The sequence below is a fragment of the Comamonas sp. Z1 genome (assembly GCF_008121555.1).
Taxonomy (GTDB): Bacteria; Pseudomonadota; Gammaproteobacteria; order Burkholderiales; family Burkholderiaceae_C; genus Comamonas; species Comamonas thiooxydans.
On sequence record NZ_VOQT01000001.1, the window covers coordinates 701,119 to 727,247 of the forward strand.

A 26,129-nucleotide genomic window follows, 5' to 3' on the forward strand; every position below is an offset into this window, starting at 1 on the left:
GTGTCGGTTTTGCATCTATAATCGAGAGTGACGGGCCTCCTCGCATGGGGAAGCAGCCAACCGGGTCAGGTGGGGAACCAAGCAGCCCTAACTGTGGATACAGTGCCGAGATCAGGCTCGTCACCTTTCGATGGAAACCTCTTTACAGACAAGAGGCTGTCTTCCGAGAAAGGCAATTCCTCACATGAACAACAAATGCTGCGGCGCTTTCCCCAGGAAAAGTGTTTCGTGCTGACGTCATGTCTTGAATCTCAAATCGACCCCGGAGGCGGTGCTGCCCCGATTTGAACCGAGTCTGAGCCCGTCATTGCATCAGGATCTCCCACAGGCCATTGGCAGACAAGAGCGGTAACAAAGAGGCCAAGAGATCAGATGCAGAAAAGGCCGCAGTCGCGGCCTTTTTGTCTCTACTGGATTGAAATGGCGCCACACAGTGACGCCATGAAAATTCAAACCGGAACGCCCACCAGATCATGCCCCTGCGTGCCCACGATGCGCACGCTGATCAGCTCGCCCACCTTGTAGGTCTTGCTGGCCTTCTCGGGCGGCTGGATGTGAACCACGCCGTCGATCTCGGGGGCATCGGCATAGGTGCGGCCCACACCACCCTTTTTGCCCAGGCTGACCGCCTTGTCCACCAACACCTTCATGACCTGCCCCACCCGGCGCTGCAGACGCCTGGTGGAGACCTCCTCGGCCACCTCCATGAAGCGTGCACGACGTGCTTCGCGCACTTCTTCAGGCAGCATGCCGGGAAGTTCGTTGGCGGTGGCGCCTTCGACGGGGCTGTAGGCAAAGCAGCCGGCACGGTCGATCTCGGCTTCGCGAATGAAGTTAAGCAGATACTCGAACTCCTCCTCGGTCTCGCCGGGGAAGCCGGCAATGAAGGTGGAACGAATCACCAGCTCGGGGCAGATCTTGCGCCACTCGCGGATACGGTCCAGGTTCTTTTCGCCCGATGCGGGTCGCTTCATGCGCTTGAGCACATCGGGGTGGCTGTGCTGCAAGGGCACATCCAGGTAAGGCAGGATCTTGCCCTCGGCCATCAAGGGCAGGACCGCATCCACGGTGGGATAGGGGTAGACATAGTGCAGACGCACCCAGGCACCGTGCTGCTGCGCCAGCTTGCCCAGCTCGTCGGCCAGCTCCAGCATGCGGGTCTTGACGGGCTTGCCGTCCCAGAAACCGGTGCGGTACTTCACATCCACACCATAGGCCGAGGTATCCTGGCTGATCACCAACAGCTCTTTCACGCCCCCTTCGAACAACGCCTTGGCCTCCTTGAGCACATCGCCGATCGGACGCGAAACCAGATCGCCACGCATGCTGGGAATGATGCAAAAGGTGCAGCGATGGTTGCAGCCCTCGGAAATCTTCAGATAGGCATAGTGCTTGGGCGTGAGCTTGATGCCAGCATCGCCAAAGCTGCCAGGCACTAGGTCCACGAATGGGTCATGCGGCTTGGGCAGGTGGGTGTGCACCGCATCCATCACTTCCTGCGTCGCATGGGGTCCCGTGACTGCCAGCACACTGGGGTGCACTTCGGCCACCATGGTGGAGCCGCCCTCTTTGCCAGCCTTGGCACCCAGGCAACCGGTCACGATAACCTTGCCGTTGGCTGCCAGAGCTTCGCCAATGGTGTCCAGGCTTTCTTTGACGGCATCGTCAATGAAGCCGCAGGTGTTGACGATGACCAGATCCGCGCCTTCAAAGGTCTTGGAAGTCTGGTAGCCCTCGGCGCTGAGCTGCGTGAGAATCAGCTCGCTATCAGTCAAGGCCTTGGGGCAGCCCAGCGAAACAAAGCCCACTTTGGGGATTGCGGTTTGCGTGGGGCTAACGGAGTCGATTGATTTCATTTGATTTTTCCAGCAGCGCAGCGTCTACGCGCCAAGCAGAAATTTTATTTCAACGGCCAAATCAGCAGACTCGACTCTGTTGTTCGAGTCAGCCACACGCACGATGAAAAACTGGTAAACGAAAAAGGCGCTACCGCTTCTATAGCTGTAGCGCCTGTATCTGGCTGGTTCCACGAGATTCAAGCTCGCGACCAACGGATTAAAAGCCCGAGTCATCAACAAGCATTGACACGGCCCAAAACAGGTTAATCGACTGATTTTACCAGCTGCGCACCCTGGCTGCTCGCGCCCTCCAGGCCTTCCCAGGGCTAAGGTATGCGATGGAAGCTTGAAACCACCCTGCCCTGCCTAGCAAGAGGCATCCAATAGTCGCCCTCAATGCTTGCTGCAGCGAGCCCAGTCAATATGAGCAGATAAAGGAGCGGCAGCAAGGCATTGCTCACTAGAGAAAAGCCGTTAGCAGAGGATTTCCGACATGCACTGGACAAGCCGACAACCCTGACGATTGTCGAGTGCCAGGGCCGCGCCGAAATTTGCTGCAGTCGCGCCATGGGATTGCCGTAAATTCGCACGATGGCTCCTGACAAGGCCTATGGCCGTGAACCCCTTGTCACGACCACTCGAAATTCATGGGTCAACAACTCCCTCAACACATTCAAACGACTCCAAGCATTCATGCACCCTGAACCAACAGCACTTTCAGCAAGAAAGATACATACTGCCAAGCGCACGGGAGTCACCTATGCGTATCGGTGAACTCGCCGCACTCACAGGCTGCACGCCCAAAGCGCTACGCCTGTATGAGGCGCACGGCTTGCTCGGCACCGTGGCACGCCGGGGCAGCTACCGCCACTACGACCTGGAAGATGTGCAGTGCGTGCAGTGGATCCGCCAGGCGCTGTCTCTGGGTTTTCGCCTGGCTGCGCTACAGCCGCTACGCAGCATCGACACTCCCTCCGGCGCTGCCGCCATCCAGACCCTGCTCCAGACCCGGCGACGCGCCATTGCCGACGAACTGGCGCGGCTGCAAGCTGCCGACACCGCCCTGGCTGCATTGTCCATGGAGCTGAGCACATGCGACGGCGCAAAGACATGCCGTTCACCAGAGCCACTCTCCATTTGACGTTGTAGGGCTTGACTCTGCCCCCAAGGACAAGGTGATGCTGGCTGCTTACGAACTCAGCCCGCCTCTATCACCATGTCCCGTCGCATCCTCATCATCCTCGGCCAGCCCTCCACCAACAGTCTATGTGCCGCCTTGGCGAGCACCTATGCCGATGCCGCGCGCCATGCTGGAGCCGAGGTCCGACTGTTGGAGCTGGGTGAAATGCAGTTCGATCCCATCCTGCGCCACGGATACGAGCATAGCCAGCCGCTGGAGGCCGACCTGCAAGGCGCTCAGCTCGACATTACCTGGGCGCAACACCTGGTGTGGGTCTATCCGATATGGTGGGGCGGACTACCGGCCCTGCTCAAGGGCTTTCTGGATCGCATCTTCCTGCCAGGCTTCGCCTTCAAATACCGGGCCAACTCTGCATTGTGGGACCGCCTGCTGGCCGGCCGCACTGCTGAACTGCTTGTGACAATGGATTTCCCTCCTTGGTACTACCGCTGGATACAACGCCAACCAGGTCACCGGCAAATGAAGCAGAGCACCCTGGAGTTCAGCGGCATCCGGCCCGTGCAGGTGCACAGTTTCGGCCCGGTGGTCAAGTCCAGTGCTGCCAAGCGCGCCGCCTGGATAGAGCGCGTGCGCACGCTGGGCGCCCATGCAGGCTTGCGCTGACAGCGACCCTCGCTGTTCTTTGCTGCGGCAGGAAGGATCGGCAAGCCACCCGATTTCGTTCCGCGAAGCTCCACGCGATCAAGGAATACGGCCGCAGACTGCTGCTGGGCGGATGCATCGACCGGTTGAATCACCGCCCATTGCAGTCATTCATTGAGGCTAAAAACCTGCCTCCCTCCAAAAGACACTCGTCGCAGTTTTCACAAACTGCGCCGCAGCCGCTTCCCACTGGCCGCGAATGCTGACTTTGCCACGCCAACGGTGTTGCAAGACTGCGTCCGTTTCAAGCGGTGTCACCACATCCAGCACCACTCTGTAGACCGGACGCTCCGGGTATAGGGTGCCTTGCATGCTTCGGACCTGAATCATGCCTCCAGCTGCCGCAGACAGCGCAGCTTCCGAGAGCGTGCGACTCGCATCCTGATCAACGCTGCGCACCGTCAAATCCAGTACCGGCCCCACACCAGCGTCAGCGATAAAAATTGCGCTGTCGCCGATGCCGATGCGTTGCACATCTTCTTCCTGCACATAGGCAAGAACCTCCAGTCGATCGCGGCCCACGACCCTACCCAGCAATTCATTCCGGGCCAGCCAGTCTCCCGGTCGAAGATCCGGATCCACGTCGCGCAGCACTCCAGCGCCCGAGGCATTCAGCCGGTAGCGACTGGCTTCGGTTTCCACCGCCTGCTGTTGAGTGGCCGCCTGCAGCTGACGCTCTTGCAGAACCTGCCAATCCCTGCGCAGCTCCGAGTCGAAACCTGCTGCCGCTATTTGCTGCGAATACTGGGTCCTCTGCGCATCGTTCTGAGCCTGAGCGGCCTTGAGAGCCGGGGAGTCCAGCATAAAGACTGGAGCATCAACCTCGACCATGCGTGCGTCGCCAAGCATTTGCTGCTGCAGCTGCGATGCATCAAGCGCATGCAAAGGCCATATCTCGCTGGATTGCAACATACCCTCGGTGCGGATTGGGGCAGGCAGGGGCAGCCAGCAAAGTGCAACAAGCACAAAGGCGACGATGGCACTCCAACGTGCTCTTCGACTACGGACGATCTGAGGCCAGCGCAAATGCCATGCGGCAATCTCGGACCAGAGAGGCTTGGCAATGAACCACACAATCTCCACCAGAAACAGCAAGATGCCCAGCGCCTTTATGAAAAAGTGATACACCAAGGCGGCAATACCCAAAAAAAGAACCAATCGATAAATCCAGGTAGCCCAGGCAAACAAGATAAGCCCGCGACGTTTGGCAACGGTAAAAGACTCCGGGGGAGGTTCACCGAGCTTGAATAATTTCTCTCTGAGATCCCAGCGTGCCAGTGCAAAGGCACGTGAGTGCAGATTAGGCATCTGTAGAAAGTCGGACAACAGAAAATATCCATCAAAACGCATGAACGGACTTGCATTGATGGCCAGCGTACTGACCCATGTCGTAGTGGCCAGCAAAAAAGCCATGGACTTGGGGGCTCCTTCAGGCAACCAGACCCAGGCCAGCAAGGCCCATGCGGCAATCATCAGCTCCGTTGCGATGCCAGCACCCGCCACCTTGAGGCGCTGATCGCGCCGGGTCAATTTCCAGACCTCGTTGGTATCGGTGTATGCCACCGGCCAAAGCACCAGAAAGGCGACACCCATGGTCGGAACGCGGCATCCAAATCGCTTGGCCATCAAGCCATGCCCCAGTTCATGAAGCACCTTGACAAACCCTAGCGTCAAACCATAGGCCAGCAGTCCTTGCCAGGTCAGCGAATCAACCAGGGTGGCCGTGAACGTTTCCCAGGAGCGTGAAACGCCCCAGACCCCGGCAAACAGAGCCAGCAAGCTGACCCAGCCAAACGTTCGGCTGAATAGAAACTCCAGCGAGGGCGCCCATCGTGTCAGCCAGCGATCAGGCCTGATCAGCGGGACCCGAAAAAAGAGGTAGTTATGAAGAAGCCATTGCATCCAGCTTGAGCGTCTGCCCTGCCACCGTTCAGCCATCGCATCGGCGCTATTGGAAGGAGGCTCCAACAGATCATTTCTCTGCGCAAACTGCAAGAGCGCATTCACGTCTTCCTCATGGAGCGTCAATGTCGTTTGAGCACAGACATCTTGCACAATCGCGTCAGCGACGCCCAGATGCCAACGCTTGAACACCTCAAAGCTGGCCCAGTCCAGCTGAAAGAAAAGGTTGCGCACGGGATCATGCAGGGTCCAGCTGGGCTGACCATCGGGCAACACAGGACCGGGAAGCAAATCCAGCTCTTCACGCAAAGCAGGCCATGCGGTACTCATGTCGACCTACCAGGCAATAAACTGGCGCAGGACGGCCCAGGGCTTGCGCAGAACCCAGTAGACCAACGGTACCCAATCACCTTGCAGCTTGGCGGTACCCTTGAGGCCGATACGAGCCTCCTCCTTGGCGAGCGACATGGACGCACGCACTCGATAGGCGTAGCTGCCATCCGGCCTGGCAGTGGCGTCATACGCCATATACCGTAGCTTGCCCTCCAGCCCTGCCATGGGATTCGCTGCCAGATACAGCTTCACTGTGGCGCCCTGGGCCAATGGAATGGCATCACCGATGGGAACCCAGGCCTCGATTTCCACCTCATCAGGCCGGGCAATACGCATCACCCGCTCACCGGTCTGTACAGGCTTGCCAAGCCATTCGGTGGGAGAGTCAAATAAAACCATGCCATCTTCAGGTGCCAGCACCCGGCTGCGATCACGCTGATCGCCCAGATATTGCACCTCTGCACGCTTCTCGCCTATGCGTCCGACAAGCGCTGCAAGCTGAGCCTTGGAGCGAGCGTCGCCCAAGGCCAGTTGGGCAGATTGTCGATATTCGGCTTCAGCGGTCAGCAGAGCTTGCCGGGCAACCTCCAGCCGACTACTGATCTGCGCCTCATCCAGTCCAAACAAGCGCTCGCCTTTACGTACCATTTGATTGGGCTGGACGTGGATCTGATCAATGACACCGTCCAATGGTGCCCTGAGAACCACAGGCTGCGCAGCAACGAGCTCACCAGGAGCAAGCACGCTCATGTGCACAGGAACGGCGCCAAACACAAAAAGCCCGCCCAGGATCCAGATAGATTTTTTTTGCCACCAGCTTTTGGCGCTGACTCTCGATGCCGCAGGTTTTCGCCAGAACCTGGGCTGGCCTGCCTGCAATGCAGAATAGGCATGAAACCAGATATGACTCCATTCGGCGAGAAGCGGAAAGCGCTGCTCTTCAATTGCCTGCGCCCCCGAAATAAGCAGTCCGCCTTTAGGAGCAGGCTTTTGGCCATCTTGCAGCAGAGGCACCCATACCGCATAGGGCCCCAACCATTCGCTCCATGAGCTTGCCAACTCGGAAGGAAGCTGAGCCGGTTCAATGCGCCGAACCTGCATGGGTTGCTGCTCCTGGAGAAACTGGCATACCCCATGCAGCCATTGGGCATAAGGCGTATTTCTATCGGTCTCCACCACGCCGGATAGGGCCGTTACCCCGCCGTCATCCAGCCATAAACATGCCTGACGGTAAGGTACGAGCAAACGGCTATCGTTGACCAGCAAAAAGCGCAACTCGGCATTGCTGCGTGCAACCCTGGCTCGATGCCCCAGCTCAAGCAGCAGCATTGCCGGGTTCACGCTCTGAGGAGAAACGGCTGCGTTCATGGCGCAAGCGCCTTATATGCTGTACTCATGACTCCATCAACCATGGACATACTGGGACATCCTTTTCCCCGTCTGCTGATTTGCCGCATTTGCCATCTTCTCACTCAGTCCGGCTCGCCCTGTGGGCACACTGGATGTAGCCTGTGCATCGCCGACTATCAGCTTGACAGTTCGCACCGACTCGTGTCCCTTTCCATCGCTGACCTTGATCTGCAGAACAAGCGTTGTGCTGAGGTCCTTGGGTGCGTTGATGGTTAGCTGACCGCTATGACGGTCCAAGCGCACCCATCCGGGCAGCTCCTGCTTACCGGAGAAGCTGAACTGGAGCGACTCGATATCCCACGGGCTCTCCGATGCCAGGAGGACGGGCTTCAGGTCCAGAGTGCTGCCCCCACTCGTGACCGAGAACTGCTCAGGTGCTGGATCAAATCCAGAGCGATTGGGTTCTGCCGGCGCGAAAAGCGATGCCCACATCCAGTCATTGACGCCTGCAATTGACTGCGGAAGGCCATATTCAGACCAGCCATCTTGACGAGGCATTCCTGCGTCTCGAGATACGGAGCCGAGCATCATCGATGCAGGGTGTAGAAAACCAGCATTCGGCTCTGGTACCTCGGAAAGTTGAAATGGAGCGAGACCAAGTCCATCAGTGGGACTACTCACAGCAAAGGCATATGGAACAGGCACGGCAGGAGGTACCAGTGGTTCAACAACGCCGCTGAGTGACGTTACCGAAGATACATTGCCCGCAACGTCCCTTTGCTGAACCCAGAGGCTGAATGCCCCGAGACCAGGTAGCTGGAGAGAGTTCCCGCGGCCTTCAATCCAGGAAACGCCATTGTCCAAGGAATACTGCCAACGGCCTCCTGCTTCCAGACCAGAAATGAAGACCAAGCCCGTTGGCGAGACTTGCCGCCCATTCACCAATGTGGCTTGATCCAGAGTAATTTCTGGCGCAACCGGATCAAGGGTATCGATGGCATAGCCATTGGATGCCGCAGTGCCCGTTCCGCTATTGCCGGCCGCATCCACATAGCCGGTGTTGTTCAGCGTGATCACATTGCTGGCATCGGTGATGCCGGCCCTCGGCGTCAGCGTCGCCGTCCAGGTGAGACCGCCATCGCTGGTGGTCAGGTCGCTCAGCACTCCGTTCTCCACCGTGAAGTCGGACAGCTCCAGCCCGGTCACGGCTTCACTAAAGGTGATGGTCACTATGCTGCTGTCTCCCACCTTCAGCGCATTGTCGGCCACCACGATGGTCACCGTCGGGCGCAGCGTATCAATGGCGTAGCTGTTGGAGTCGGTGGCGCCGCTGCCGGCATTGCCTGCCTTGTCTGTCACGCCGGCATTGTTCAGCGTGATCAGGTTGCTGGTGGCCGTGATGTGGGCGGTCGGCGTAAAGGTGGCCGTCCAGGTGACGCCGCCGTCGCTGCTGCTGACAGCGCTCAAGGTGCCGCCGCTGACGCTCAGGTCGGCATTGGTGAAGTCGTCCACCGCTTCACTGAAGGTGATGGTGACGGTGCTGCTCTCGCCGACTGCCAGGGCGGTATCCGCGACCGTGATGGTGGCGGTCGGGCGCAGGGTGTCGATGGCGTAGTTGTTCGAGTCGGTGGCGCCGCTGCCGGCATTGCCTGCCTTGTCTGTCACTCCGGCATTGTTCAGCGTGATCAGGTTGCTGGTGGCCGAGATGTGGGCGGTTGGCGTAAAGGTGGCCGTCCAGGTGACGCCACCGTCGCTGCTGCTGACAGCGCTCAAGGTGCCGCCGCTGATGCTCAGGTCGGCATTGGTGAAGTCGTCCACCGCTTCACTGAAGGTGATGGTCACCAGCGAGGTTTCACCGACCGCAAGACTGGTGTCCGCCACGACAATGGTCGCCGTCGGGCGCAGGGTGTCGATGGCGTAGTTGTTCGAGTCGGTGGCGCCGCTGCCGGCATTGCCTGCCTTGTCTGTCACGCCTGCATTGTTCAGCGTGATCAGGTTGCTGGTGGCCGTGATGTGGGCGGTTGGCGTAAAGGTGGCCGTCCAGGTGACGCCGCCGTCGCTGCTGCTGACAGCACTCAAGGTGCCGCCATTAACGCTCAGATCGCTGTTGTCAAACCCGTCCACCGCTTCACTGAAGGTGATGGTCACCAGCGAGGTTTCACCGACCGCAAGACTGGTGTCCGCCACGACAATAGTCGCCGTCGGGCGCACAGTGTCGACAATCACGCCAGACGTCGCGCCCAGGCCGTTAAGGGTCAGAACGAGGTTGTTGCCAGCGGCATCACGGACGCTGCCACCATTGAGGTCAAGACTGGCGCTGACGCTGATGCCGTCGGCGTCGTTGTCGCCCGCCTGGACGGTGTACTGGAAGACCAGGGTCGAAGTGCCGGAACCGGACACCAGATTGGCGAATACCGTGCTGCCGCCGATATCCAGGAGCAGCCTCGGGACGCCGTTGACCAGTACTGTTTCGCTGATGTTGACCGTGAAGGTCAGGGTGTCGCCGGCATTGTAGGCAGCTCCGGCCGGCACGCTGACATTGCTGACCGTGGGCACCACGGCATCGACCAGCACACCGGTGGTGCTCGCCACGCTGTTCAGGCCGGTGATGATGTTGTTGCCGACCGTATCACGCAGGGTGCCGCCGTTGGCCTGGATGGACGAGCCCAGGGTGATGCCATTGGTGTCCAACTGACCGCTGGCCGCCACTAGGCGGAACACCAGGGCGCTACCACCGCTGCCGCTGAGGTACTGGGCATAGACGGTGCCGCCGATGTCCAGGGTCACAGCGATACGGGGCGTGCCGCCGCTGGTGTCGACGATGACGTTCTCGCTGAAATTCACCGTGAAATCGAGGTTTTGCCCGGCGATGTAGCTGCCGTTGGCTGGCACGTTGACGCTGGTCACCGCTGGCGCCACGCGGTCGATGGCGTAGGTCTCGCCGGTCAGGCCACCGGTCACCGCGTTGTCGACCGCATCGACGATGCCGGTACCGCTGCCGTTCAGGGACAGGGTGACGTTGCCCGCACCGCTGAGGTTGTCGATCACCACGGTGTAGGTATGCCCGTTCACCTGGGTGACACTGGCCAGGGTGCCGGTGACGGTTCCACCAAAGGTGACGTCAAAGTCGCTTGCATCGACGCCGCTGACATCCTCTCTGAAGGTCACGGTGTAGCTGACCGAGCCGCTGTTGGACGGCGAGCCGCCCGCGCGGACGATGCTGGTGACGCTCGGCGCCACGGTATCCACCACCACCTCGGCGGTGCTGCCGACGCTGTTCAGGGTCAGGTTCAGGTCGTTGCCGGCGGCGTCCTTGAAGCTGCCGCCATTGAGATCGAGGCTGCTGGCGATGCTGATGCCGTCTGCATCGTTGTCGCCGGCCTGGACTGTGTACTGGAACACAAGGGTCGAGCCACCGCTGCTGCTCGCCACAAAGTTGGCATAACGGGTAGTGCCGCCGATATCCACGGCCAGGCGCGGCGAGCCGCTGGTGAACACCGCTTCGCTGGCATTGACGGTGAAGCTCAGTACGTCGCCGGCCTTGTAGCCACCATTGGCAGGGACAATAACGTCGGCCACCGTAGGCACCACGCCATCCACCAGGATGCCGCTGGTGGAAGGTGCGATGAAGCCGGTGGTGCTGTCGTTGCCGGCCACGTCGCGGATGCTGCCGCCATTGAGATGGACGTTGCCCGCAACCCGGATGCCGTCGGTGTCCAGCTGGCCGCTGGCGACGGTCAGGCGAAACACCAGGGCGCTGCCGCCGGAGCCGGACAGGTAGTCGGCATACACGGTGCCGCCGGTGTCCAGGGTCACCGCCAGGCGTGGGGCGCCGCCGGTGCTATCGACCGTCACCGCCTCGCTGAAGTTGACGGTGAAGTCCAGGTTCTGCCCTACTCCGTACACGCCATTCGCAGGCAAACCCACATGGTTCACATTCGGCGCCATAGTGTCCAAGACATAGGCCTGCGATAGAACAGCCCCTTCATTGCCTGCGGCATCACTCACCTTCACCTGTAGCGTATTGTTGCCGGGAAGAAGGCTTGCGCTTGCAGACCAACTGCTACCCGAAACAGAAGCACTGGTCCAGTTTGCACCGCCATCCAGCGAAATCAGCACCTTATCGCCTTGCGCCAGCGGCGCCGACAAACTCCCACTGATGGTCTGCGCACCCACATTGGTGATGAAATCGCCTTGCACACCGCTGTCGTTGGAGAAGTGAATTCCTCCCGGTGTCGCTGTCGGCGCCACCGTATCAATCTGCAGTGAGGAAAGCATCCCCGCAGTGCCCGCATTTCCCGCCGTATCCGTATATTCACCTCCTCTGACAAGGATAGAGGCAGAACCGCTGGCGATACCGCTGTTTGGTGTGAATGTGGCAATAAACACCTTGGGGTCGCCGGTGGCCGTCAACGCGCCCAAGGTTCCCCCGGCCACAGAAATAGCGGCGGCACTGAATCCCACAGGCGCTTCCGAGAATGTGAAAGTGATCAGCGCTGGTGTCACACCATTTACCGTCGCCACATCGCTGGAGATAGCGACTGTAGGGGCTGATTGATCCAATATATAAGCCGCTGAGTAAACCGGCCCTGCGTTGCCAGTGCTATCGGCCACGCGCACCTGCAAGACCCCGCTGCCGGACAAAGTTTGGCCGCTCAAGGTCCAATCTCTGCCCACAACAGCCGCTGCTACCCAGGTCGCGCCGTTATCCAGTGATACCTGGACCAGCTCCCCTGCAAGCAGATTGGTTGACAGCGTACCGCTAATGGTTTGCGCGGAAATATTGGTAATCAGGTCGGAGGCACTTGCACCCGTGTCACTGGAAAACTGAACGCCGTCCACCGTAGTGGTCGGCACACCAGTGTCGTAATGGATAGTCGCACTGCTTGTGCCCTGCCCCAAATTGCCAGCAGCGTCCGTGTAACTGCCCGCGTTTATCGACACCTCTGCCAAGCCTGAATTTACATTCGCCGCAGGTGTGAATAGGGCCGTATAGACCCGCGGGTCGGCGGTGACAGCAAAGCCACTCAATGTCCCGCCCGAAACGATCACATCGCCTACGTCAAAACCCTGGGGCACTTCACTGAAAGTGAACGTAATCAACGCAGTCTCACCCGCCTTCAGACTGCTTGCACTGCTGGAAATAGAGGCCACTGGTGCAACAGTATCGATTGCGATGGGGGTTGATATGCCTGCCCCACCCGCATTGCCAGCCGTATCGGTGTAAGTGCCGGCTGCTAACGACACAGCACCGCTGGAACCCGTAAGTCCTGCATTGGGTGTGAAATCCACCGTATAGACCAGCGGATTGGAGGTTGCAGTGAAATTGCTTAAGGTGCCATTCGTTGCGGTCAAGTCACTCACAGTGAACCCGTTTGGCGCTTCGCTAAAGGTGAAGGTAAGGGTTGCCGACTCGCCTGCTTTGAGAGCAGCGACACTGCTGGTGATTACGACGGTGGGCACTGAGGTGTCCAGCACATAAGAGAAAGAGGCAGCCGTGCCGACGTTACCTGCGGCATCTACGACTCGCACTTTCAGGGTGTCGCTGGCGTTCAGCACCTGGCCAGCCAGCGACCAGTTGGGAGAGCCTGGGGAAGCAGAAGCCGTGGCCCAGGTGAAGCCGTTGTCCAGTGAAACTTGTACCGATTCACCACTGGCCAGATTGGCCGTCAGCGTACCGCTGATGGTTTGTGCGGTGGTATTGGTGATCAGATCGGTGCTGGAGCTGCCGGTGTCGGCCGAAAAAGCCACTGAGGCGGCTGTGGTGGTCGGCGCAACGGTGTCGATCACGATGTTCTTATTGGCGCCCAGCGAACCGGCGCTGCCCGGCGCTGCTAGTGCCAGCGAGGCATTGCGGCCGTCGACCGCATCGGTGATGACCGCGCCGTTGAGCGCCAAGGCGTTGATGCTGGCGTAATCCAGATCGGCGCTGTTTTGGCCGACCCCCACGGTGTAGGTGAAGGTCAAGGTGCTGCTGCCGCTGCCACCGGAATAAGTCGCGGTGCCGCCGGAGCTCAGGATCAGGGTCGGCACGCCGCTAATGGTATCGACATCCACCGCGCGGCTGAAATCGACGGTGATGGTGATGGTGTTGCCGCTTTTGTAGCTGCCATCGGATGTGCTGGAGCTGACGCCGACGATACTCGGATTGGGTTGCTCGACATTGATCGAGATGATATCGGTATCGGTCTGCTGGCCACCGGAGCCGGACTGCCCCTGGTCATTGGTGATGATCTGCAGAGAAGCCGCGCCGTGGTAGCCGGGCGTCGGGCTGAAGCGCAGGCCTGCCAGCGCATTGTTGATGTCGGCGAGAGAGCCATCGAAGGTCATGCTGGCATCGACTGTGCCATCACCGGCCAGGAACGACAGGCCCGAGGTGCTGCCCAGGGTGATCAGCCCGTTGATGCCGACGAGCGTCACGCGCAGGTTCCCACCCGCGACATCCACGTCCGAGATGGAAATCGCGTTGCCATTGCCGGCACTGAAGACCAGCGTGCCGTTCGAGAACATGTTCTGGGCACCCGGCACGCTGTTCACCGGAGCGTCGTTCACCGGGCTGATGGCCAGGTTGAAGGTGGCCGATGAAACCTTGGCGCCACCCGTGCCGGTATTGCCGCGGTCATCGAGGCTGACCGTCACGGTGACGTTGCCCGAAGCATTGACCGCCGACAGGTAGCTCACCTGGCTGCCGGCGATGAAGGCGTTGATATCGCTCAGGCTGCCGCTGAGCACCAGCTGGTTGGTGCCCGAGCCTGTCAGCGTCACGCCGGCGCCCGCCAGGGCACTGAAGGTGCCGCTGCCCGGGGCGACACTGAAGGTCGCCTGGACCACATCCGATCCGGCGTCGATGTCGCTGAAGCTGATGCCGTTCAGCACCAGGGGAACGTCCTCGCTGCCGCTCACCGGCAACAACGGCACCACGGGGGTGTTCGGCGCATCGTTCACCGCGTCGACCTGCAGGGTCAGGCTGCCGCTGTCGGTCTTCGCCGGGCCACCGCTGTTGCCCAGGTCAGTGATACTGACACCGAGGGTGACGTTGCCGTTGAAGTTCGCGTTCGGCGAGTAGAAGAGGTTCATCCCGGCGATGTAGGCGTTGATGTCCGCGACCTTGCCGGTGAGGGAGATGGTGTTGAGCCCCGTGTCAACCGCGATGTTTCCGCTGACGGTCGCGAACAGGACGCCGCTGTTGGCCGGCAGCGTGAAGGTGACCTGGACGTTGCCGGTACCCGCGTCGACGTCGGAGACGACGATGCCAGTAATGGGCCCGGTGGTGTCTTCGCTGAGACTGATCACGCCGGGCAGGCTGAGCTGAGGGGAATCGTTGGCGGCAGTCACGGTCACGTTGCGGGTGGCGTCGACGCTGTCGAGCTGGCCGTCGCTCACGCTGAAGCTGACGCTGCGCGTGGTGGTGTCCGGGGTGTCCGAGCTGTTGCTGTAGGTCACCGAGCGCAACGCTGCCTGCCACTGGGCCGCGCTGGCGCCACTGGCGGAAGTGAGGGTCAGTGTGCCAGTGGCGGCGTTGTAGCTGCCGCTGATGTCACCCATGGTGGCAGGATCGTTGGTGAAACCGAGCACATCCTCGGAGGGCCGCAAATTGCCAGTGATCTTCACCGAGGCGCTGTAGAGCAGCGGCGAATCGCTGTCCGACACGGTGAGGCCGCTGTCGACCACCACCGGCGTGGACGCCACGTCCGCTCCTTCGACGAAAGCCGCGCTGCCGCCACTACTGGCGACCACCGGAGCGTCGTTGATCGCGATGACGGTGACGCTGGCGGTGTCGCTGGCAGAGGAGAACGGCGTGGTGCCGCCGCTGCTGGAAGCGTCGAGCTTGAACCCCTGTTGACCGGCGGTGATGCCGCTCTGGTCCCAGGCCTTGAAGGTGAAGCTGGCAGTGGTGCCGTGGATGCCGTCGGGCACGAAGCGCACGCGATCGCTGCTGCGCAGCAGCAGCGCCGAAACCGTGGAAACCGTACCGACGTCCTGCCAGCTGGCGCCGCTGTCCAGACTGTACTGCCAGGTGCCGAGGCCCGCGTTCAGATCGGTAATGGCAATGCCCTGCAGCGCGCCGCTGTCCACATCGCTGACGTTGCCAGTAATGAGGCTGGAAACCGCCTGGCCGACATTGTTGATGTCAGTGTCGGTCAGCCCGTTCAATGACGGCCCGCTCGGGATCAACACCGGCGCATCGTTAACGTTGGTGACCGTCAGGCTAAAGGTGGTACTGACGGTATTGCAGGTGGCATCGGTGGAGGTGATTTTAATACTCAGCACTCCCACATCGCCGTTGCCCGGTGTGCCAGAGAACGTACCCGTCGCCGCATTGAAGGTCAACCACCCAGGCAGGGCGGAGCCGTCTGCGAGGCTGGCGCTCAAGGTCAACGTATCGCCATCCGGATCGGTAAAGGTTCCGGCCGGAACCGTGAAGCTCAGGCTGCCATTCTGCGCAATGCTTTGAGCCGGGATCGTCGCGGAAACCACCGGCGGGCTACCGGTTGCGATGGTCAGGCTGGAGGTGGCGGTGCTGGTGGCATCATCGTTTACCGTCACCGTAATGGTACGAGTGCCGCCCGTTGGGGTGGTCGCCATGTTGATGTACATAATGGCGCGCAGGACGGTCTGGAACGCATCCACCGTTGCTCCGCCCGTGAGGGTCAGCGTTTGTCCGTCGCTGGTCACCGTAATGCCTGCCGCGTGTGCCGCCAGGCGGGCGGACTGCGACAGGGTTAACGATTCGCTGCCGATGTTCTGTACGCCGCTCAGCGCCAGGGTCATGCTCCAGATACGGCTGTCGCCATCAGTCTGGGAAAGGGTCGCCAGCGAATCCGCAATCGCCACGCCGTTACTCAGCCCGCTGGAGACGCCTGCCGAATAGTCGACACCGCTATTACTGCCATTGAGATCAACCTGCGGCGCAGTGCCTGAAGCAAACTGCGATTCATAGGCACCAATATCCACCGAGCCCTGACGGATGCGATCCAGCCCACGAATATCGCTATCACCGGTGACATAAAATTTGCTGCCCTGATTAATGGCGTTAGTGGCGCTGGCGGTCAGGCGTGGGTCGGTGGCGGAGATCTGGCCTGCAACGTTGGTGCCAATCAGGTTGTTAGTGCCAATAACATTGAGAACGGGGCTTGTCCCACCGCCGTAACCATTCATCACCATGGCCACGTCGGTGGCGTTAATGACCGAGTTACGTACCGTCAGGTTCCAAATTTTGGCGTTGTTGAAGTAATCAAAAATGATCCCGTTTTTTTGCCCGCTGATCGTCACGTTACTGAGGGTAATAAGGGTGTTGACCGGGTTGGCCTGATTACCCATAAAGTCAAGTGCAGCGTTGCCCGTGTTAATTGGATCCGTGTAAACCGATTGATTATTGTTAACGAAGGCGGTGTTGGTGATCGACATGGACACCGTTTGCATGGTGCCAGAGACAAAGAGCCTGATGACGGCGTCACCGTTGGCGACGCCGTACAGAATATTGTCGTGAAAATTGACCCGATCGAAATCGAAGTTAAATGTCCCGGTTCCCAGGTTGAACATATCGATAATGCCGTTACCCCAGCCATTATCGATATTATTAGACATATCAACGTTGTAAAGGCGCAGGTTGGCACCGGTCAGATTCGGCTGGAAGCCAATGACGCCTCCGCTAACCTCATTATTCATGGTGGTGAAATGGGTTAGCGTCAGGTTCTGAATGGCGAAGGTGATCGACGGGGTGGCTATCTGGAAACCGGAATAGCCGCCGCCGTTGAGCGTGAAGCTCTGGCCGTCAATCAGCATGGTTTGCGTTGGCGCGGTGATGGAACTGGCGAGCGTCACATCCTTCTGGAAGACGATGTGGTCCACACCCGATGTCTGGTTGGCCCAGTAGAGCGCTTCACGCAGGCTCAGGCCGCCGCCATCGTTAATATCATCCTGGATGGAACCACCAAATGCGGCATCGTCACCGGTGTCCCCCCCCGAGGTAATATACAGCGCGCTGTTGCTGGCCAGCACATTCACCGAGGAGCTGATGCTCAGCGAGGTGGTGTTGTTGCTTGTGCCATTGTCGCTCACGCCAGCCAGGGTGACAGTGCGCGTGCCAGCCGTAACGTTCTCATTGCTATTACCGTAGCGTAAACCGTCAATCAGCCCGGCGACTTGGTCGTTGCTGGCACTCATCCCGTTCAACTGAACAATGGCGATATAGCCTGAACGGAGAACGCTGTAATTGCCGAGGCCAGCCAGTGAGCCGGAACTGTTGCCGTTCAGGCTGAGGTTGTAGCCACCGATATTAATAAATTCGCCGCTGTCGGTGACATTCGACACCGTCAATATTATTGACGTGAACGTCTGGCCGCTGTCGTTGGTGTTGGCGGTAATGCCCGCGAACAGGTCCACGGAACCCGCCATACCGCCGATAAACACCGGGTTACTGCCCGTCGCACTCACGCTGGGCGCAGTGCCAACCGAGGCGGTGGTGACATCCATTTTGACGACGCTTACCGTGTTATTGCCTGCGCTGTCTTTCGCCACCACATAAACATCGTACATGGTACTGGCGGCAAGGCCGCTCAGGGCAAGACTGAAATCATAAGGCGAGGAATTCAGGCTCTGATGGCCATAGGCGCTCGCGAAGCTTCCGCTGGCGTTTTGCCCATTGATAACCTGTGTTGCGGTCGGTGCGCTGGCACCGTCCGGCACCACCACGTAGTAAAAGGCGCCCGCTTCGCTCAGGCTACCGCTAATGGTGAAACCGCTGGCGGTAGCGTTGCTGATAGTCGGTGCCTGGTCAAAGGTCGGGGCGATATCATCAGCGACCGTCAGCGTGACGATTTTTTCATAGCTGGCACCGCCATCGTCGGTAACGCGCAGACGTATAGAGTGCAGTCCTGCAGGCATCCCGGATGGATTGTTCGCCAGTAACGTGTTGCCAACCAGCGCAAAGCTGACGTTGTCGGTGCTGCCTGTGCCGCTGACCAGGCTGTAAGTGAAGGTGCTGGAATCCACATCGGTGGCAGACAAGGTAGCAACCGTGGCGTTGTTGCCTGCGGATTGCCCAAATGCGGTGGATGACAGGGTGATTTCAGTTGGTGCATCGTTGACCGGCACCACCGCGACCACGCTGCTGATATTGGGGGCAACGGTGTTGTTGCTGGCGCCGGAATCGGTCAACTGGGTCAGGGTGACGGTGCGCGCGGCGCTGCCCGGGTTATCGCTGCTGTTGCCGTAGGTCATTCCGGAGAGCAGGCTGTTCATATCGGCATTGCTCAGCGTGGCCCCGCTCAGGGTGATGGTGGCAATTCCCCCGCTCACGCTGATGCTTGCCGTGCCGTAGCCGCTGCCCAGCGAGATGCTGTTGCCGTTGCTCAGGGCAACGTTCACGCCGTGAATGGTCAGATATTCGCTGCTTCCCGCCACATTGCTGACGGTGAATTGCGCGCCTGTGAAGCTCTGTCCGCTGTCGTGGGTGTCGGCGTTGACGCCGCTGAACAGAGTTACCGCGGTACCGTTCTCGGTAAAGGTCGGATTGACGCCGGTGGCGCTCATGCTCGGGGCGAGGGTCGGGGCGCGTACGCTGGCCACATTGATGTTGTCGATGCCCAGGTAGACGACGTCCAGGCCGCTGGAGCGGGTGATGACGAAGGAGTCGACGCCGACGAAGTTGCTGTTGCCGGACAGGTCGAGAGTTTCAAGATTCGACTGACCAAGAAAGATAGGGATGCTGAAAGACTGGCTGGCCCCCGAGACCGCCACACCATTGCGGTAGCCGGTCACGGTCAGGGTCGTCTGCCCTTGATCTGTGGGCAGTGGCGAGCCAAGCGTCACATCAACGCTCTTCAGATCGAAAATGGACCCGCTGTTGGAGGCCACCTTGAAGGACTGCAGCGGTTCACCGTCGGTGGCGCTGTCGATGTAGTAGATGCCATCGCCGGTTCCCCAAGCTAGATCCCCGGCCTCGATTCTGATGGGAGTGTTCGTCATGGTAGTGACCGTCACATCCCAGCCCGAGTTGCTTACGTTCTGCGCCGTCACTCCCTGGTTGCCGACGCCGTTGGCGAGCGCCTTGTAATTGCCATCGCTGCCAAAGTCGGTCGTACCGCTTACGGGGGCGCCGAGCACGCCGTCGTAATCACTGACATCGGCCAGGGCGAAGGGCAAGGCAGCCTCGATACTGCCAGTGCTGGTCTCCAGCACCCAGTCCCCGCCCCTGCTCTGCGCACCGGTCAGGTTGGTGGAAGCGGCCACGTCAGCCCCGGTGCTCTTGGCCAGGGACTCGATGAAATCCCGCCCGGCACCGTCTGCGCCGATCTCGCAACCGTAGAGAAGGATGTCGCCATCGGCGTTCAGGGCCTTGCCGAGACTGGCGAGCGCCTGGCTGTGGCTGGCCAGGTTCTGGCTATCCAGCCAGAGATTGCCCAGTTGCACCTTGCCAGTGTCGCCGTGACTGAGGACATGTACGACATCGATGCCACTGCGACCGTCGAGATAGCCGGCAATCTGCTGCAGGCCGTCCTTGCTACTGTCGAGCACCACCACTTCGGTACCCGGCTTCAGGCCTCTTATCAACTGCTGATAGTCTTGAACCCGATTGTCCACAAACACCACTTCCTGGCGTTGTGGCGCCCCCGAGGAACCCTCGGTCATTCTCTGCGCTTCCGCGGTCAGCGCATGTCGCAGTGCGCTGGCCGCGTCTGCCGTGTGCTCTGCCGCCGCAGGTGCTGCAGAGTCTGCAGCCGCATGAGCCACATCCACCGCAGCCGCACCATCAAACATAAAGCGCTGCTCCAATGCCAGCGGGCGCACGACGAAGGCCTGCTGCAGATGCTGAGGGGCACCGGTCTTTACGGCCTGCGCCGTCATGGCCTGTGTCAGACGGCTCCAGAGTTGGCGGGATTTGCGGGTCATCAAAGTGTCCTTCCGGGATGAAGGTGGCATGGCGCTTGCCTGCCTTGCAGGTTCAGACCGCCGGCTTACCCTCTTCCTGGGAAGCAGTCGGTCTCCTGCTATCGGACTATAAAAACATGAGCATTTTTCGCTTTCTATATTTAGACTTCAGAATAAAAATTACCTGAAACCTTTTAATAGAATGCGTAATATGCTCTTGTATTTGAATGTCTAGGGCTTGCCGGTCTGAGGGGGTGCTAACAACACCTGCCCGCTCATGCCGGCGATCAGCTCTGGAAACTTTCCATGAATGGTGGCATTGACCTTTACGGACTGGCTCACCGGATCCACCCGCGCGGCCAGGCGCTGCACCTTGGCAGGGTAGGTCTTACCGGTTTCGTCAATACGCACCTGGAATTCCGAGCCCGAATGCAGCCAGCTGAGCCAGCGCGAGGGCACCAGGAACTCCAGCTCCAGCGCGGAGTCGTCCAGAATGTCCAGCAAAGCCTGACCCGGCTGCGCATATTGCTGCTCACGAATCTTCTGTTCGGCCACACGACCGGCATAGGGTGCGGTGATCTGGCATTTGCTCAGCAGGCTGCGGTTGGCGGCGACTTCGGCCCTGGCCTTGTTCCATTCGGCCTGAGAGATATCCAGTTCCACCTTGCCGACGGAGTTCAACTCCGCCAGGCGCTGGTTGGCCTTCCAGGTCTTCTCGGTGGCATCAACGCCCGCCTGGGCCTTGTTAAGCTGGGCTTGCGGCAGGCTGCAGTCAAACTGCACCAACAGCTGTCCCTGACGAAATGCGCCTCCCTCCACCACCGGCAGGCGCTGTACCTTGGCACCGATCTCTGCTGCCAGAGTGGTGTAGCGGCGTGGTGAAAGCTGGGCACGGATCTCACGCTGGTCCAGCACGCTGGGCAAGGGGGTCTGAGTCTTGGGAAGGCTCTGGGCAGCCGAGCCGCCTTGGCCATGAGCGGTGAGCGACAGGCCCAGCGCCAGGCCCAGAATCAAGGGAGACATGCAAGACTTCATTGGAATTGGCCCGCGTCCCAGCTTTGCAGCGATTTGCCAACGGCCTGCGTGAGTTCGGGTAAAGGCATGCTGTCGGAGCCCTCGATCACGGGCTCCATGCCCAGGGTGGCTTGCAGGCGGGAGCTGGCGGCCTGCATATTGGATTGGGCTTGGTAACGGCGCAGCACGGAAAGAATGGTGGTGGTCTGCTGGGAGACCCGCTCGAGGGCATTGAGCTTGTCGGCCTGCACCTGATTGTTCACATGCTCGGACAGGCGCTGGTCCACGGAGGCAATGGTCTGCGCTCTTTCATACTGGCGCACGGCGTTCGCAAATTGCAGACGGGCTACATGCAGCTGTGTCAATACCGCCATTTGGGTAGCCAGACGACGCTGATTGGCCAGCTGGACACCCGCGTCAGCCAGTTGACGCTGTGCAGGCAGGGACAGCAGTCCCAGCAGATTGAAGGAGATCTGCAGGCCAGCATCCTGCCAGCGGTCGTTGATCAGATAGCTGTCGCTGCTTTTGTTGACACCGTAGTTGAAGGAAAGGCCGGGGAACATGCGCAACATGACGCGCTTGGTCTCTTCATTGGCGATACGGGCGTTGTACAGGCTCTCGCGCAGATCCGGGTTCAGCAGCAGGGCACGGTCTTCCAGCTTGTCCACCGGCTTCTCCAGCCAGCGCTGGGCATTCGAGGCGGCAGGCTCGATCACGCGCAGCGGCTGGTTCAGCTCTGCGGGCGAGACTCCCATCAAGGATGCCAGCTCGATGCGCGAGGAAGACAGCTCCTGCTGAATGGCCTCCAGCAGTCGGATGTTCTCCAGCAACTGGCGCTGATAGCGCAGCGGCTCCATGGGGGAGCGCAGCTTTTCCGCCTCGACCTTGCGCGAGTCTTCCAGGGCCTTGTCTGCATCCTGGCCTGCGGTCTGCAGCGAAGACTCCAGCGCCTGGGCCGCAGCCACACGCCAGTATGCGATACGTACGTCCTGGATCAGCGTGTGTATGGCCTTGCGGCGACGCTCAGCCGCAATCTGGGCGCGATCCGCGTGCTGACGAGCGGCGTAATAGCTTTGACCGAAGTCCAGCAGGCTCCAGGAGAAGCTCAGCGAAGCCAAGGTCGACTCACGATCCGACGAGATATAGGGATGGGCCAGGGAAGGCGCGCCCGTGACCGAGTCGGTGCTGCGGCTGATCAGATCCTTGTCGCGGTAGCGGTAGCCAGCCGAGGCCACCAGCTTGGGCAGCATGTCGAACTTGGCAACATTGGCCGTGCCCTGGGCCACTGCCTCTTCCATGCCACGCAGACGCTGGGCTGCGTTGTACTTGATGGCCCGCGCAATCGCCTCTTCCAGGCTCACGGGCCCGGTCAGAGGAGCGACGTCCTTGCCAAGGCTTTGCCGATCGGCCTGAACCTGGGACTGAATTTCTTCCGTGGAAAGCGCCTGGCTTGTCAAATTGGCGCAACCGGTGAGCCAGATGGCCGAGCCTAGCAGGGCCGTGAGCCGGACACGGCCACGAAAATTTGTCTCAGACCGGTTGTGAGCAAGGACGTTCATATCTGCTGGGTGATAGTGACAAAGGCGGTTTGACAAGAAGACACCGGCGAGCTCTAGGAACAAGCCCTCAAAAAGTATGCAAAAGTCTTAATTGTCAAAAAGTGTGCCAAGGATATTAACTGGGCAAGGACTGCAAGAGCAATCACTGAAATCAGGTATTTCTTCTGCCAGAAGCACCATGCAGCCGCACTCATTTTTTGCCCCAATTGGTGCATTGAGTCCTTGGTGGTTGCTGGTCAAGCGATTCGGTGGTGATGCAGTGTGTAGCTGCCTGAGGCGGCTTCCAAAGCCGCTTCCCGTTGGAGGCAGCAAGGCGCTCCTTCGGGTTTTCTCAGGGCTTAGGTTCAAAGCTTGCTATTGGAGATCCAGCCCTGAGCTGTGAATTTCGGATCAACACCGTTCGCATGGGTGCTTGCCACGCATTCCCGATGCATTGGAAGGCGTACAACAGCGCCCCCAGGCGCATCAAGCTGCTCCAGCAAAACCAGGCAGCTCAATCGCGGCTGCTACATCGTCAAGCTTGATGAGATCTCGGCACCCGAAATGAAATCGACCGCAACACCACGGGCGTGACGATTGCAGTCGATGGCGCGGAAATGCCTCGTGAGGGGTCCTGAAAACCCTGGCAATCAATCCTGGTCGCTACCTTGCCTCAGGTCGTCCGCGACCGACGCGACAAAGCTGACGCAGAGCGTCAACACCATGAGCGCAAAACTGACAAGCAGCCACTTCATAGCGTCCTCGTGCAATTGATATTTGCAAACAGTATGCTCGCATTGATTGACGGCACTAAATAGATGTTTACGCTAGGGCCAACCACAGACCAAGCACCTGCCACCCCAAGCCCCATATGCTCTCAGGTCCTCTGCAAAAGAGTCACGAGAAAAGCCAAGGCCTGCTCGATGCAGGCGTACGAAGCCAGCCAAGCCATCTGCCTACTGGACGAGATCAGTCGCCAGACACTTGAACGATGCGACCGCCCATGCAGCGACACATCCCACGGCACACCGACTAATGAAGCGAGAACACAGCCGCGGCATCAATCTCAAGTGGCCTGGAAAGCAAATACACTTGAGCGCAATCCACTCCAAGCCTTTTCAGCATATCCAGCTCTTCCGGCCGTTCAACGCCCTCTGCAATCACCAGGCTTCCTATTTCATGCGCGAAGCTGATGAGGCCTCTGGCCAGTGCACGCCGCTTCTCATCTGTATCGATAGAGTGAGTAAGACTCATATCCAGCTTGATGATCTCGGGCTCGAGATTGAGGATATGCCGCATGCTGGAATAGCCTGCACCAGCATCGTCAACCGCCAGTTTCGCGCCCCGGCGACGGTAAGGCTCCAGCCCAATGGCAAGAGCCTTGTAATCCTTGACCGCAGCATGTTCTGTAATCTCCAGGACCAGACGTGAGAGATCATCAATGCCATCAAGTAGTTGATGGAATTTGCTGCTAAGCAGCAATTGTGGCGAGCAGTTGACACTTACACTGCTGTTGGCGGGCAGCCGCTCCAGCGCCGGCAGCACCTTGGAAACAGCGCACAACTCCAGGTCAATGCCCAAACCGGCCTTGTCTGCCACATCGAACCAATAATCCGGCGCATGCCTGGGCTCGACATCAAAACGCGAAAGGCTTTCAAAGCCGCAAATGGCCTTGTCACGCAAACTGCAGATCGGCTGGAAAACCATCCTCGGATCACCGTGCGCCAACGCGGATCGGACTTCACCGACCAACCGTGCCTTGACCTGCTCCTCGGCAGCCTGCTCTTCGATACGGTCTGCCAGGATCTCTGCAAATGCGCGCAGCAATTGCATGTCGCGCTCCCCTAGCGTTGGATTCGGGAGGTAGCTGAAGCAGCAAAGCGTCCCATACACATGCCCATCCGTGAGACGGACTGGAACACTCAAATGGGACCCAATTGGAATGGCATGTGTTGCAGAAATATGCTGAGCAACCGGCACACGACTTGTGTCCGGAATGCATTCGGGCAGCTCGCCATGCACAACCTTCAGGCAGTATCCCTCCTGCATGGGAATGCTCTGGCCTTGATAGAGCGGCCCGCCCGAAACACCGTCCAAATGCTTGAGCACCCGTTCGGTCGCACCGAAGTGTGAGACAAAGGCGATATCCATTCCCAGATGCTTGCGAACCGCACGCAGTATGCGATCCACTCCTTCTGCGCACACACCTGATCTCATCAAATGATTGAGATGGCGATTCCCGGCAACCTCCAGATCGTTCATCTGCATGCCCCCTCTTACATACAGTCGACTCACACGGCTTTTGTCAATATTTAATCTGGAAAAGCATGCAATGTGAAGCGATGATCATCGATATCCAGCAAGTGTCTCAGCATCGGCCGTGGCGAAAATGTCAATCGATCCAACAGTTTCGCCATCCGCCTGGATTCCAGCTGCTGCTCCAGGAATGTTTCCGCGGTGAGTTTTTCTGTATGACGGCTTCATGGCATAAGTCGCCACCTGTTGTCCGCTTTGAAGCCTCCTCAAATCCTCGCTCCACTCAAAAGTAGAGAGCTCACCCCAGGGAGGTCTCTGCATGAAGAAATCCAGAGTTAGTGAAGCGCAGATCTGCTACTTGCCCAGGGCAGTCCATTCTTGCGAATCGGTCTGCATCTGCTGCATGTTCATCAGAACCAATGATCCAAGCATGCCTGCTTAACGCTGGGGTAGTCTTGCCCGCACCAAGGACACGATGCGATTGCACCGCTCACCATCGAAATTGAAGGCGTCACTGAGCGCCATATCCAGATCCTGTGAAAGCCCTTCACGAAGCATGCTTCGTGCACGGAAGAAGCGCGTGCGCACCGTGGCCTCTGGAATTTCCAGTATCTGCGACACCTCTTGCGCACTCATCTCTTCCACCCCGCGCAACATGAAAACCCTGCGGAAGTCATCGGGCAGCAGGTCAATGCGCGCCTCCATGATTTGACGCAACTCTGAACGCATGACGGTTCGATCGGGGCTGCGGTCCATATCGTCTTGCTGCCAACTGGTATCCATCTGCTGAGTCGATACCATCGCGGACTCCAGCGGCACGATCTTCAACTGACGACGTCTGATCTGTCCAAGTGCTTCGTTGACGACAATGCGTACCAGCCATGTCGACAACTTGGCATCCGCCCTGAAATTCCCCAATGCCTGCCAAGCCTGCAAATAGGCCTGCTGCACGACATCTTCAGCATCCGTGTCACTTTTCAAGATGGCTCGTGCGGCGCGGAACAACAAGCGATTGTGGCGTCGCATGATGGCCTCGAAAGCCACCTCATCGCCAGCTGCAGCTCTGAAAGCGAGCTCCAGATCCGACGCATCAGCAACCGTAGGGCTGTGGTTCGAAGGTTGAGTGTGCGGCATGTACGCCTCCTTTGACCATTGGATGGTGTATCCGCATCCAGCGTTCCC

The 26,129-nt window shown here is 59.4% G+C and carries 10 protein-coding genes and 1 other RNA gene; 3 read left to right on the forward strand and 8 right to left on the reverse strand.

Annotation, left to right across the window (positions count from 1 at the left end; translation table 11 throughout):
• Positions 1 to 29: 29 nt before the first annotated feature.
• An RNA gene (gene ffs, locus FSY45_RS03120) (signal recognition particle sRNA small type) lies at positions 30 to 125 on the forward strand.
• Between the two features lie 324 nt (positions 126 to 449).
• On the opposite strand, the gene rimO is transcribed toward ffs, so the two are convergent.
• Positions 450 to 1,856, reverse strand: coding sequence for a 30S ribosomal protein S12 methylthiotransferase RimO (gene rimO / locus FSY45_RS03125; RefSeq protein WP_148747911.1), 1,407 nt, complete (start codon positions 1,854 to 1,856; stop codon positions 450 to 452).
• Between the two features lie 742 nt (positions 1,857 to 2,598).
• On the opposite strand from rimO, the gene FSY45_RS03130 reads away from it, so the two are divergent.
• Entirely contained in the window at positions 2,599 to 2,979 is a 381-nt protein-coding gene (locus FSY45_RS03130; RefSeq protein WP_046460639.1) for a MerR family transcriptional regulator, read from the forward strand.
• A gap of 75 nt (positions 2,980 to 3,054) precedes the next feature.
• Entirely contained in the window at positions 3,055 to 3,642 is a 588-nt protein-coding gene (locus FSY45_RS03135) for an NAD(P)H-dependent oxidoreductase (RefSeq protein ID WP_046460638.1), read from the forward strand.
• Positions 3,643 to 3,801: 159 nt separating this feature from the next.
• Here FSY45_RS03135 and FSY45_RS03140 read toward each other — a convergent pair whose 3' ends face one another.
• The 7 genes from FSY45_RS03140 to FSY45_RS03175 all read right to left on the reverse strand — a co-directional run bounded on the left by FSY45_RS03140 (position 3,802) and on the right by FSY45_RS03175 (position 26,081).
• The gene (locus FSY45_RS03140; protein ID WP_187427520.1) at positions 3,802 to 5,913 is read right to left on the reverse strand and encodes a site-2 protease family protein; all 2,112 of its coding nucleotides are present in this window, start codon (positions 5,911 to 5,913) and stop codon (positions 3,802 to 3,804) included.
• A 6-nt stretch (positions 5,914 to 5,919) separates the two neighbouring features.
• Positions 5,920 to 7,191: an efflux RND transporter periplasmic adaptor subunit gene (locus FSY45_RS03145; protein WP_223305627.1), complete on the reverse strand. Its 1,272-nt coding sequence runs from the start codon at positions 7,189 to 7,191 to the stop codon at positions 5,920 to 5,922.
• A gap of 129 nt (positions 7,192 to 7,320) precedes the next feature.
• Positions 7,321 to 20,160 carry an Ig-like domain-containing protein gene (locus FSY45_RS03150; RefSeq protein ID WP_187427521.1) on the reverse strand — a complete coding sequence of 4,280 codons (12,840 nt, stop codon included), beginning with the start codon at positions 20,158 to 20,160 and terminating at the stop codon, positions 7,321 to 7,323.
• 210 nt (positions 20,161 to 20,370) lie between these two features.
• Complete coding sequence (locus FSY45_RS03160; protein ID WP_046460775.1) at positions 20,371 to 21,153, reverse strand: efflux RND transporter periplasmic adaptor subunit; 783 nt, start codon at positions 21,151 to 21,153, stop codon at positions 20,371 to 20,373.
• 17 nt (positions 21,154 to 21,170) lie between these two features.
• A complete protein-coding gene (locus tag FSY45_RS03165; protein ID WP_223305625.1) occupies positions 21,171 to 22,712 on the reverse strand; it encodes a TolC family protein in 1,542 nt (513 codons plus the stop codon).
• A 1,011-nt stretch (positions 22,713 to 23,723) separates the two neighbouring features.
• Positions 23,724 to 24,959, reverse strand: coding sequence for an EAL domain-containing protein (locus FSY45_RS03170; RefSeq protein WP_148747913.1), 1,236 nt, complete (start codon positions 24,957 to 24,959; stop codon positions 23,724 to 23,726).
• Positions 24,960 to 25,385: 426 nt separating this feature from the next.
• Complete coding sequence (locus FSY45_RS03175; RefSeq protein WP_034363462.1) at positions 25,386 to 26,081, reverse strand: RNA polymerase sigma factor; 696 nt, start codon at positions 26,079 to 26,081, stop codon at positions 25,386 to 25,388.
• Between the last annotated feature and the right edge of the window lie 48 nt (positions 26,082 to 26,129).